This is a genomic window from Polynucleobacter sp. JS-Polo-80-F4, from assembly GCF_018881965.1.
Classification (GTDB): domain Bacteria; phylum Pseudomonadota; class Gammaproteobacteria; order Burkholderiales; family Burkholderiaceae; genus Polynucleobacter.
In genome coordinates, this window is record NZ_JACVPI010000001.1 from 1,131,199 (window position 1) to 1,143,488 (window position 12,290).

13 protein-coding genes are annotated in these 12,290 nt (G+C 37.6%); all 13 read left to right on the top strand.

The features are described 5' to 3' along the window. The first annotated feature begins 16 nt into the window (after nt 1-16). From ICN20_RS05805 to ICN20_RS05865, 13 genes are read left to right on the top strand one after another with little or no spacing between them, the layout of a single operon-like run. Nucleotides 17-319, top strand: a complete 303-nt coding sequence (locus ICN20_RS05805; RefSeq protein ID WP_216238731.1) for a hypothetical protein — start codon at nt 17-19, stop codon at nt 317-319. Beyond that, the gene (locus tag ICN20_RS05810) at nt 316-1,035 is read left to right on the top strand and encodes an SDR family NAD(P)-dependent oxidoreductase (protein WP_255534662.1); all 720 of its coding nucleotides are present in this window, start codon (nt 316-318) and stop codon (nt 1,033-1,035) included. Before ICN20_RS05805 ends, ICN20_RS05810 begins: the two co-directional genes overlap by 4 nt. Next, nucleotides 1,036-1,707, top strand: coding sequence for an MBL fold metallo-hydrolase (locus tag ICN20_RS05815; protein ID WP_216238733.1), 672 nt, complete (start codon nt 1,036-1,038; stop codon nt 1,705-1,707). After that, the gene (locus tag ICN20_RS05820) at nt 1,704-2,741 is read left to right on the top strand and encodes a 3-oxoacyl-ACP synthase III family protein (protein WP_216238735.1); all 1,038 of its coding nucleotides are present in this window, start codon (nt 1,704-1,706) and stop codon (nt 2,739-2,741) included. The genes ICN20_RS05815 and ICN20_RS05820 overlap by 4 nt, the downstream gene beginning before the upstream one ends. After that, nucleotides 2,734-3,924 carry an SDR family oxidoreductase gene (locus ICN20_RS05825; protein ID WP_216238736.1) on the top strand — a complete coding sequence of 397 codons (1,191 nt, stop codon included), beginning with the start codon at nt 2,734-2,736 and terminating at the stop codon, nt 3,922-3,924. Before ICN20_RS05820 ends, ICN20_RS05825 begins: the two co-directional genes overlap by 8 nt. Next, nucleotides 3,921-5,702, top strand: a complete 1,782-nt coding sequence (locus ICN20_RS05830; protein ID WP_216238737.1) for an HAD family hydrolase — start codon at nt 3,921-3,923, stop codon at nt 5,700-5,702. Before ICN20_RS05825 ends, ICN20_RS05830 begins: the two co-directional genes overlap by 4 nt. After that, nucleotides 5,692-5,934, top strand: coding sequence for an acyl carrier protein (locus ICN20_RS05835; protein ID WP_216238738.1), 243 nt, complete (start codon nt 5,692-5,694; stop codon nt 5,932-5,934). The genes ICN20_RS05830 and ICN20_RS05835 overlap by 11 nt, the downstream gene beginning before the upstream one ends. 4 nt (nt 5,935-5,938) lie before the next feature. Then, nucleotides 5,939-7,276, top strand: coding sequence for a class I adenylate-forming enzyme family protein (locus tag ICN20_RS05840; protein WP_216238739.1), 1,338 nt, complete (start codon nt 5,939-5,941; stop codon nt 7,274-7,276). Nucleotides 7,277-7,309: 33 nt separating this feature from the next. Next, nucleotides 7,310-7,723 (top strand): FdtA/QdtA family cupin domain-containing protein, encoded by a 414-nt coding sequence (locus ICN20_RS05845; RefSeq protein ID WP_216238740.1) that lies wholly within the window; start codon nt 7,310-7,312, stop codon nt 7,721-7,723. 2 nt (nt 7,724-7,725) lie between these two features. Then, nucleotides 7,726-8,841: a DegT/DnrJ/EryC1/StrS aminotransferase family protein gene (locus ICN20_RS05850; RefSeq protein ID WP_255534663.1), complete on the top strand. Its 1,116-nt coding sequence runs from the start codon at nt 7,726-7,728 to the stop codon at nt 8,839-8,841. Further along, nucleotides 8,825-10,123, top strand: coding sequence for an O-antigen translocase (locus ICN20_RS05855; protein WP_216238741.1), 1,299 nt, complete (start codon nt 8,825-8,827; stop codon nt 10,121-10,123). The genes ICN20_RS05850 and ICN20_RS05855 overlap by 17 nt, the downstream gene beginning before the upstream one ends. Before the next feature lie 10 nt (nt 10,124-10,133). Next, on the top strand, nt 10,134-11,099 hold the full coding sequence (locus tag ICN20_RS05860; RefSeq protein WP_216238744.1) for a glycosyltransferase: 966 nt from the start codon (nt 10,134-10,136) through the stop codon (nt 11,097-11,099). A gap of 28 nt (nt 11,100-11,127) precedes the next feature. After that, nucleotides 11,128-12,231, top strand: a complete 1,104-nt coding sequence (locus ICN20_RS05865) for an O-antigen polymerase (RefSeq protein WP_216238746.1) — start codon at nt 11,128-11,130, stop codon at nt 12,229-12,231. Nucleotides 12,232-12,290 lie beyond the last annotated feature (59 nt).

Here is a 12,290-nt window from a genome sequence, read left to right on the forward strand (position 1 = left end):
TTACTACGGATAGAAAATGATTCAAGAAACAGCAGTTTTAGAAGTGATCTTTAAGGCGCTCAATAATTTGAATGATGAGTTGGAGGATGGCGATAAATTTGGAGTAAATGAAAACACTTGTTTATTTGGCGCGGAAGCAGAATTAGATTCTTTGTCTTTGGTATCAGTCATTGTTGACGTTGAGGGAGATATTTCTGATTTGCTAGGCCACTCCATTAGCCTTACCGATGATCGTGCGATGAGTCAGGAAATTTCGCCCTTCTCCAACGTTAAATCTTTGCTCGCCTACATTATGGTTTTGGCCGCAGAGGGTGCATGATGAATGCAAAAATATATCAGGATAAAGTTGTATTGGTTACCGGCAGTAGGCGCGGCGTAGGAAAAGCAATTGCTGAGCATTTTTTATTAAATGGCGCTACGGTTTTAGGGTTTGCGCGCCAGGAGGCAACAATTAAGCATCCTCAGTACCATCATTTTATGGTAGATGTTGGTGATCCAGATTCTGTTGTGCGTGGATTTGCAGCTTTAAAAAAAGTCACAGACTCTATACAAATTGTTGTTAACAATGCAGCAGTTTTAACTTCTCAGTACTCAATGATCATGCCGCCTGCGGCTGCCCAAGCTATGGTCAATGTAAATTTAATGGGCCCCTTCATGGTTTCTAGGGAGGCGGCTAAGCTTATGAGAAAGCGTAAATGGGGTCGGATTATTAATATTGGTTCGATGGCCGCTAGTTTGGAGCCCATTGGAGATTCTATGTACGCAGCCTGTAAAGCTGGTTTAAGCACATTAGCGAATGTGATGGCCAAAGAGTTTGCGTCGATGAATGTAACTTGCAACACACTTGGTATTAATGCGATCGAGAGCGATATGCTCTCGCAATTACCAAGAGATAAAATTGAAGAAATTATTTCCAGTCTACCTATCGCAAGATTTTCAGTCTCAGACGATATATTAAATGTTATTGATTTTTATGCTGCGGAGCGCAGCTCTTCGATTACTGCGCAAACAGTCTTTTTGGGCGGCGTAAATTAGATGGCTGAATTGGTGGGAGATTGGGGTGGTGGTGAGGTTTGGCGTATTACCAGTGGCTCCTTTCCATCCAATTCTTATATTTGTTTAAATCGAGAGGCTGGTGGAGCGCTATTGGTAGATGGCGGTCTTGATCCAATTGCTATTGATGCAGTTATTAAAGAGTTGGGCGTAATTCCATCATTAGTTTGCTGTACTCATGGTCATTTTGATCATGCAGGTAGTGCGGAATATTTTCAGATTAAGTATGGCGCTTCGGTTTTTATGCACAAGGCGGATGTGAAGACATATAAGATGTCTAATTTTCTTTTAATGGCCTTTGGATTTAGTGAGCGCATTAAGTTTGCTTCAATTACGCAGACTAGCGATGAAGAGCGGATATGTATAGGTGGTTTTGATGTCACATTTATTCCAACGCCTGGGCATACTCCTGGTTCTTGCTTGCTTTCTTTAGGGAATGCATTGTTTACTGGTGATACTCTTTATGCTCAAGGGGTGGGCTTATCAGATCTACCTGGAGAGAAGCCTGAATTACTTAAAAAGAGTATTTTAAGTGTTTGGGACGCATTAACATCAAACCTATGGATTTTTCCAGGGCACGGCAAGGCGATTGAGGGGGATAGGTTAAAGCGCGAAAATGCGGATCTTCTAAGATTTTTGGGTTTAATTACATGACGATATTAAATAATCAATTGGGTACAGGGGTATGTGTTGCTGGGGTTGGGCACCATTTACCGGATCGATTTGAAGATAATGATGAGCTCTGTGAAAAATTGACAGTTGATCCCTCATGGATTTTAGAAAAAACGGGTATTAAAAGACGTTATTTAGCCGGGCCTGAAGATACGGCTACTGGCTTTGCAACTTTGGCGGCAGAAAAGGCGTTAAAAGATGCTGGCGTGACGCCGGATCAAATTGATTTGATTATTGTTTGCACTTTTTCAGGGGATTACATATTCCCACCGGTTTCCGCTAAGGTTCAGTCAAATTTAGCTGCAAAAAATGCGCAAATATTTGATGTGCAGGCTAATTGTTGTGGTTTTGTGACTGGGCTTACTGTTGCATCCGACAGGATGAAGGTCGACTCTGAGGTACGCAATGCCTTGGTTATCGGCGTGGAGATGAATTCTCGTTATATTGATCGCTCCGATGTGAATACATCTATTTATATGAGTGATGGGGCTAGCGCAGTTGTTTTAACAAAGGCTCCTCAGGCAGAGGGAATCTTAGCATCCTATTTTTTTACTGATAGCTCAAATTATGAGGCTGTCAGAATGCGCGGAGGGGGCTCTAGTTTTCGTTCGCAGGAAACGCCATTTGACTCAGCTGCAGATTTTATGGAGATGAATGGAATTGCGACCTGGAAGCAGGCTATTACCCATTTGCCCAAAGTCATTCGAAAAGCGTGTGAGAAAAGTCAAATTACTTTGACTGATGTTGATTTTTTAATTTTTCATCAAGCAAATCTTAATATGATTGAATACGTTGTTCGTAAATTAGGTTTTGATATGAGTAAAACCTATACCAATGTTCAGGAAATTGGAAATACAGGTTCCGCTTCAGTTGGCATTGCTTTAAGCGAATGCGTTTCTAAATCCTTAATAAAGGATGGGCAAATTGTTGTAATGGCGGCTGTAGGTGCTGGATTTAATTTTGGGGCTTCCGTATGGCGCTGGCACACCCCAAAAATTGGAGTGGAAAATGTTTAAAGACTTTTCGGAAATTCAGGTTGGCGACAGCGAATCAATAAGCAAAACAATTACCGAATCCGATGTCCGAAGGTTTGTGGAAATGACTGGGGATGACAACCCATTACATGTAGATGCAGCATATGCTGAATCTACAGCGTTTAAAGATATCGTAGTTCATGGAATGCTTGGTGCCTCCTATATTTCAACCGTAATTGGTACCAGACTGCCGGGCACTGGCGCGCTTTGGGTGTCTCAAAATTTTGATTTTTTGCTTCCAGTAAGGCTTGGTGATGAATTATCAATATCATGTACAGTCCTCAAGAAGTTTGAGCGCGAGAGGCTGTTGGAATTAGAGACCAAAATTGTTAATCAACATCAGCAAACAGTTTTGACGGGCACCGGGAAGGTTAAGGTTCTTTCCCCCTCACTGCCTAAGGAAATTGCTGAGGAAAAATCTGCCCTTCGCGTGGCGGTGGTTACTGGTGGATCGGGCGGGATTGGTAAGGCTATTTCGCTACGTCTAGCTAACGACGGATTTGCTGTGGTGATTGCGTATCGTGGTAGGGTGGATCGCGCCAATACGGTAGTTAAGGAAATTTACTCAAATAATGGCAAAGCTATTGCCGTATGTGCAGATATTTCCACAAAAGAAGGCGTGGAATTGCTGTACAAATCAGCAGTTAAAGAATTCGGTGGTGTAAGTGTGCTGGTAAATAATGCATCCTCCGCAATTAATCCAAAGTCTTTCGAGTTGATGGACTGGGAAGATGTTCAAAATCAATTAAATACTCAACTTAAAGGTAGTTTTCTGCTCTGCCAATCCTGTATTCCTAAAATGATCGAGAGGGGGTGGGGAAGAATAGTCAATATTACCTCTCAGGTTGTTGAGGGTGAGCCAACTTCCGGCTGGACCTCTTACGCTATTGCAAAAGCAAGTTTAGCCAAATTTTCTAGTTATCTAGCGGCTCACTTAGGCTCAAATGGAATTACTGTAAACTGCGTATCCCCTGGAATGAGTGAGACCGGATTAATTGGAAGTATTTCTGAGAAAGTGCAATTAATGATTGCGCGTCAGACTCCGACCCGAAGATTAACAAAACCCGAGGATGTAGCAGCGGCCGTTGCCTATCTTGTTTCAAGTGATGCATCTCAAGTTACTGGGCAAACAATTTTAGTTAATGGTGGGATTGTGACCTCATGAGTACTCAAGACAATAATGCGATTAAACTTTTGGAAAACGCAAGCTCCTTAAGCGAGCTTATGAGGGCGGTTGATGCGCTTGAAAAAAATGACATCTCAAGGGAGTTAAATTGGGGGATTTCATCATCGGTTACGGTGAGTCAATTTGGATTGTATTTGCGTAAATACGGGCTTCTGTCAAATACCAAGATAAATGTTTTATATGGTAACTATGATGATCCGCTCGGAGATATCGATTTATTCTTAAAAAATAAGGTTGATCATGCGATTCTTCTACCATTTTTTGATAATTTAATGCCTTCTTTTGAGGCTCAGCTTGTATGTATTTCAGAGGACCTGATTGCATCCAAGGAGGCAGAATTGAGGAGTCGATATAGGCTTGCCTTGCAAAAGGGTGAGTCGATGAAGGAGATATTTTTAGGCACACTTCATTCAATGAGCCCTCTTATTGATTTTTCTGGCAACGATGTTTCTAGAGTCATTTTAAATCGATTTAATTTGGCCCTCAGGGAGGAATCGAGACAATTTCCCAATGTCAGAATTATTGATGCTGAAGACATTCTGGGCTTTATTGGGTATCAGCGAGCATTTGATAGTCGTTTTTACTTTCGAAGTAAAGCGCCTTATACATCGGCATTTTTTGATGAGTTGGCGAAAAGAATATCCCTAGCAACCCGTGGATTTGGATCTCATTTTTATAAAGCGCTAATTTTAGATTGTGATAATACCTTGTGGGGAGGTGTTATTGGCGAAGATCTATTGTCAGGAATTGGGCTGGATAAGCATGATTACCCCGGAAATATCTTTTGGAAAATTCAAAATGAGATCCTAGCCTTAGAAAAAAGTGGTGTTTTACTTTGCTTATGCTCTAAAAATAATCTTGCAGATGTGAATGAGGTCTTAGAAAAGCATCCTAGCATGGTGATCCGAGAAGATCATATAGCCGTAAAAAAAGTAAACTGGGAAGATAAAGCTTCCAATATTAGATCCTTGGCCCAAGAATTGAATATTGGGCTGGATAGTATGGTCTTTCTGGATGATTCATCTTTTGAGTGCGAGGCTGTTCGTCAACAACTGCCGATGGTAAAAACTTTTCAGGTTCCAAAAAATCTCCCGGACTATCCGGGTTTGTTTTCTGAAATCAAGAAATTATTCTTAGCTGGTGGGGTTACTGAAGAAAGTAAGTCGAAAACGCAACAGTATCGGCAGCGATCTGAAGCGGAAGCGCTCAAGGCTCAGTTTGAAAATCAAGATGAGTATTTAGCTTCCTTGGGTTTAAAGGTTGAATTGAGTCTCAATTTGCGCTCTAGCATTTCACGAATTAGCGAGCTTTCAATGAAGTCAAATCAATTTAATCTAACGACAACTCGCTACAGTGAGGCTGAAATTTTATCTATGATGGACCACGATAATTTTGCAGTTTACTCATTAGTTGTTTCAGATAAGTTCGGTAATGCTGGATTAACTGGGGTGGTAATTGTTAAATATGAGGGCGATAAAGCTGTAGTGGATAATTTTTATATGAGTTGCCGTGTAATTGGCCGTGGAGTTGAAATGGTAATTTGGCATCAAATTATTGCTAATGCTATTAATAGGGGATATACACAGCTTTATGCTAAGTATCTAAACTCTGATAAAAATTCACTTGTAAATGACTTTTATGATCGTCTGGGCCTTTCGGTTGTAGATCAATTTGATACTGGTAGGGAATATAGTATTTCTCTAACGGATTTTTCCCCTCCACCAACTTCATGGATTACCACTAAATATGTTGAATGAAAATAAATTAAAGCAAGTAATGGCAGTAGTGTTGAAAGTTGACCCTTCATCGATCAACGAAGCATCTAGTATGGATAATATAAAAACTTGGGATTCCTTGGGGCACATGAATCTCATCCTTGCCCTCGAAGATGAATTTAAAATCACCATTCCAGATGAGGATGCCGGAAATATTAGCTCTTATAGGCTAATTAAAGTTGTGCTCGGAGAATTATTGGATGGAGTAGCTTGATTTTATGCAATGGCTAATAGATCGCTTTAAAGAGGCCCAAGATAAAACCGCATTCATCCACGAAGGCAGGCATGTAAGCTATGGTCAAGTGGTCGAAAAAGTTGATAATTTTGAGAAAATATTTTTTGAGCTTGGAGTACAGCAAGGCCACACAGTGGTTTTGGTTGGGGATTACTCGCCAGAAGTTTTTTGCGCTATTTTAGCCTTGGCTCTTTGTGGTGGAATTGTTATACCGTTAACTACAAATTCAGTTATAGAGGAATCAACCGTTTTAGAGATCTCCGGGTGCGATTGGTATGTCAAATTTGATCTTAATGGTGAAGCTTTTATTTCGGATAAAAGGGGGGTAAAGAGTGGTAACCAGCTACTTGAGGAATTTATTCAAAAAAAATCTCCAGGTTTGGTTCTTTTTTCATCCGGATCTACTGGAAAGCCCAAGGGGATCTTGCATGATTTTGTCCGGATAGCGGAAAAATTTAGAACTAAGCGTCCGCCTGTTATCGCCATCCCATTTTTAATGATTGATCATTTTGGTGGGATTAATACCATTTTGGCCATTACCTCAGGACTCGGTACAGTGGTTACGGTTTCTGATCGCTCCGTCGCTAAAATTTGCGAAGCAATATCAACTTTTAAAGTTGAATTATTGCCTGCTACACCATCCTTCCTGAATCTTCTTATCGCATCAAAGATGTATGAGAATTTTGATCTTTCGTCTTTAAAGCGAATTACTTATGGGACTGAGGTTATGCCACAATCAACGCTTGATCGAATGCATCAGACTTTCCCACAAGTTAAGCTGCTCCAAACTTATGGACTCTCAGAGGTTGGTGTTCTACATTCGCAGTCTAGAGGTGATGGCTCCACTTGGGTGAGGGTGGGCGGAGATGGCTTTCAGACAAGAGTAATTAATGGGATTCTCTGGATTAAATCTTCGTATGCGATGATCGGTTATTTGAATGCGCCTTCTGATTTTGACGAAGATGGTTGGTTTAATACCCACGATCAAGTTGAGGTAGATGGAGACTATTTCAGGATATTGGGGCGCGAGACGGATTTAATCAACATTGGCGGTCAAAAAGTTTACCCTGCAGAAATCGAAAGCGTTATTCTTGAATTGGAAAATATTGAAGATGTTGCAATTTTCGGTGAAAAACATGCACTTCTCGGGCAGATTGTTGTTGCAAAAGTTCTTTTGCAATCCACTGAGTCTGTAGAGAGTGTAAAGAAGAGAATCAGGGCAGCATGCATCGCAAAGCTCAATGCATTTAAGATTCCATCAAAGGTCATTCTGGTAGATGCTCAGTTGCACAATGCAAGGCAAAAGAAAATCCGTAGATAGCAATTGAATTAAAAATTCTTTTTAGGTAGAGATATGTCAATAGATGACTGTAGAATTATTGAGTTACCAAAAATTACAGACCTGCGTGGCAATTTGTCTGTAATTGAAGGCGGGGTACAAATCCCATTTGATATTAAAAGAGTCTATTATTTATATGATGTTCCAGGAGGTTCCTCGCGTGCAGGTCATGGACATAAAGAGCTACAGCAATTAATAGTTGCCATGTCGGGTAGTTTTGATGTGATCGTTGATGATGGGTTTAAAAGAAGAAAATTTCAACTCAATAGGTCATATTTTGGACTATATATTCCCAAGGGCATGTGGAGGGAGGTAGAAAATTTTTCATCAGGTGGAGTTTGTTTGGTTCTTGCTTCCACTATTTATGATCCACTTGATTATTTTCATGATTACGAAGATTTCAGGGATTTTGTTCGCTCAGGGAAATAATTTTGAATATAAACAAGATTCCATTTCTTGACTTAAAGGCCATTAATCTAAGGCTTAAATCCGAGTTAATGGAGGCGATAAATAAAGTGGTTGATTCGGGTTGGTATATCAATGGCAACCATGTTACAACCTTTGAAAATGAATTCTCGACTTACTGTGGATCCAAATATTGTGTAGGTGTTGCTAATGGTTTGGACGCGTTAACCCTCACCTTAAGGGCGTGGAAAGTGATGGGAAAATTGGAGGATGGCGATGAAGTGATCGTCCCAGCCAATACATATATTGCTAGTATCTTGGCAATTACTGAAAATAATTTGACTCCAATATTTATTGAACCTAGCGAGTTAACATTAAATCTAGATATTGAAAAAATTGAAGGGCTAATTTCGCCTCGAACTAAGGCTATTCTTCCCGTCCATTTATATGGACGATTAGTGGAGATGCCATTACTTCTAGATATAGCAAAAAAACATCATCTTCTAGTGCTGGAGGACTCGGCACAAGCCCATGGTGCAATCCTAAATCATCAAAGAGCAGGGAGTTGGGGTGATGCATCTGGTTTCAGCTTTTACCCTGGGAAAAATCTTGGCGCACTTGGTGATGGCGGGGCAATTACCACCGATGACCTCGAACTATTTAGTACGCTCAAGGCATTGCGAAATTATGGCTCCGAAGAGAGATATAGGAATATTATCCTAGGGGTTAATAGTAGGCTGGATGAAATCCAAGCATCAATGCTATCGGTAAAGCTGAAATATCTAGATTCAGATACGCAAAGGCGGCAAGAAATAGCAACATCATATTTGGCGGGGATTAAAAACAAAAATATTTTGTTACCTTTAACTCCCATAAATGGCCAGCATGTATGGCATTTGTTTGTAGTTCGCACTAAATATCGCGATGAATTACAAAAGTATTTACTGGGCAGGGGAGTTGAAACATTAATTCACTACCCAATTCCGCCACATAAGCAGCTTGCATACACAAAATATTCAAATTTAGAGCTGAATCTCACAGACAAGATACATGCTGAAGTGCTCAGCATCCCTATTGGTCCGACTATGAGTGATGAGCAGGTGGCCTATGTAATTGAAGCTTGTAATGATTTTAAAAATTAAGAGTATTTTCCAGGTCGAGCTAGTAAAAGTTGGAATACTAAATTCAATCGCAGTTGGATTTAAAATGGCTGCAATGTTTGGTATAAACAAAATACTAGCCATCTATGTTGGGCCCTCGGGGTATGCTCTGATTGGGCAATTCCAAAATTTTATTCAGATTATCACCACGTTTGGCGGTGGAGCAATAAATACAGGTGTCACTAAGTACACAGCAGAATATAACAGTAACAAAAGACAGCAACAACGCTTATGGTCTACCGCCTTAGCCCTATCTATTTTGGGCTCAATTTTAATGATGTTAATCATCATTTATTTTAGGAATGAAGCTTCAATTTGGCTTCTGCATGATGAAATATATTCCAATGTTTTTATTTGGCTGGGATTTAGTTTTATATTTTTAGTATTGAATACACTGTTTTTAGCAATACTGAATGGTAAAGAGAGCATTAAGTTATATGTTCTAGCAAATATATTTGGAAGCATTATTGCTTTTGTCACAATACTAATTTTTTCAAGCCAAAAAGGACTATGGGGCGCTTTAGTTGCACTTTCCATTTATCAGGCGTTAGCATTTTTCAGTACTATAGCGATTCTAAAAAAAACTAATTGGTTCAGGGTTGAAAACTTCATCCAGAAATTAGATTATGTGATGGCTAGAAATCTTTTCAAATACATTCTAATGGCCTTTACAACTGCGTTGTGCGCGCCCTTGGCGCAAATGATCGTAAGGAATTTCCTTCTCGATAGGTTTGGCATCTATCCAGCTAGCTACTGGGATGCAATGAATAGGTTAAGTGCTGGTTATTTACTAATTTTCACCTCAGCATTGACGGTATATTTTTTACCAAAATTTTCTAAATTAGAGGATTCAAAAGAATTGAAATTGGAGATTTTTAACGGCTATAAGATCGTATTACCCGTGGTAGCAATATGCTCAGTATGTGTATTCATTTTTAGAGACAATGTGATATCTGTGCTATTCACAAAAGAATTTCTACCTATGGGAGAATTATTTTCATGGTTTATGTTTGGGGATGTATTGAAGGTAGGAAGTTGGATAGCATCTTTTCTATTGCTTAGCAAAGCCATGACTAAAACTTTTATTTTATTAGAAATAACATTTACATTAATTTATATAGCTTTAAACTTAATATTAATTGATATGTACGGAATTAAAGGAGCTGCAATTGCGTATGCAGTTACATATTTACTCTATTGGTTAATCATGTATTTAACAGTCCATAAGCTAATTTTAATAGTAGACTATTCAAAAAATAGTTAATAAATAAATTATGATTAAATTAAACCAAGAAGAGTTTCCCTTAGTTAGCATTATCATCCCCTGCTTTAATCATGAAAAATATATAGAGGAATGCTTGGAGAGTATTAAAAAGGATTCTTATCCAAATATAGAGGTATTGATAATGGATGATGGTTCAGTTGATAAAACTCTTGAGGTGGCAAATAAATGGCGTTTGGAAAATAATTCATGTTTCAAGAGCTTCTCATTAGGTAGTCAGGAAAATAGGGGCTTGGCCGTTACTATTAATGATTTAATAAAAAATTCTTTAGGGAAATTTATTATTCCTCTTGCAAGTGATGATAAATTAATTCCAGGCGCATTGATGGAGAGGGTAAATTATTGCAAAGAGAAAAGTAAATGTTTAGCTTTAATTTCAGATTGCAAGATAATAGATGAGAATTCTAAAGAGATATCTCCGAGTGGGTTATTTGACTTTAGGAAATCTGATAAATATGCCTATTGTTCTCATAAAAAAATAGCTAATGAGCTGCTGATGAATTGGGTTTTGCCTGGGCCAGTAGTCATATTTAAAAGAGAAATTTTTTTTGGTGAACATAGTCTTGGTTTGTATACAGAAACTGGGGCTACCGAAGACAGAGAAATTTTTTTGCGAATCATCCTAGAAGATGCTTTTGATTTTTTGCCCATAAAAGTATCGGAATATAGAATTCATTCTAGTAACTCGTGCAGACCTATTTCTAAAGTCCACAAGGCAATGCACTACAAGATGAGGTTAAAAGCTGAAATTTTGCATCTCAATTCCTTTAATGGAGTGCAAAAGATTTTTTTAACACTTTCGTGTCTTAGGTATAAGATTTTAATTAATCGCTTGGAAAAAAACAAAAAAGAATTATTCCCTTTGGAAATAATGATTGGAGGTTTTATGAGATCAATTTACCATATATATAGGATTAATAATTATCTGTCCTATTATTTTCATAAAATATTGAAATAACTGTATGCTTGCTTCATTTACATATTCGTTGACATGGTTAATTGCCATTTCTCTTGAGTTTATTTTTGATACAAATATAACCCTTCAGCCAAATATTACATTCATAATTTTGTTGTTGTTATCAATGATTATTTTTATATTTATTGATAATCTATATTGCATAAAATACGATAGATACCGATTTCCAAAAATAGATAAGTTAATTTCCTCAAATAGAGAAATTATTATTTTAGTCATATTTCTGATTGGCTTTATTTTTTCATCTTTTTACTTCAAATTTGAATACCCGTTTTTAAAGATTTTCGGATTACCATACTTAGAATACAATGATTATGGAATAAAAGGTTTGCAAGGCTTAATTAATGCATGTTATTTGAGTTTATCAACTATATTTCTATATAAGATCATTTTTAATGATCAAAAATTGAGACATTCCAGATTAGCTTTAATTTTAATATTTACATATCCATTTATTCTTCTTTCAAGACAGCTATTATTTTCATTGGGTATTCAAATATTTCTGACTTGGATTCTATTAAGTAAAAAGTCAAAGTTAAAATTAGGATCAATATCAATATTGATGCTTTTAATTGGGCTATTATTTTTCTGGGTCATGGGTAATCTTCGAACGGGTGACGAAATAATTACATCATTTATTGATGCTGATGCTGACCCTTCCTATGCCTTTTTGTACTGGCCATATATTTATGTAGTATCTCCATTAAGTAATTTGCTATTGAACATAAATTATTCAATCCCTAACGGTGACGTCTTTACCTTTTTATCGCAACTAGTTCCCTCATTCATTAAATCATATTATGAAATTTATGCTGAATTCAATGGATTTGAGGAGGTGCAATTAATTAATCCAAATTTGAACATGGGAACGTACTTCTTAGCTGGTTATATGTCTTTTGGGTGGCTTGGAATGTTTATTTCATTTTCAATCCTTTTGTTTTTGTATGCATATATCAAAAAAATTTCTGGCAATAATATATATAATTTCTTTTGCTACATTGTAATATTCCAAGTGGTTGCTCTATCTTTCTTCACCAATTTATTATTTTATCTACCAGTGGTATTCCAAATTTTTATATTTATTTATCTTGGGGGTGATAAATCAAAAATATAATTAATAGAATTTTTTAATTCTCTATTTATTATTTTGATGATAAAATATTTAATATTTTT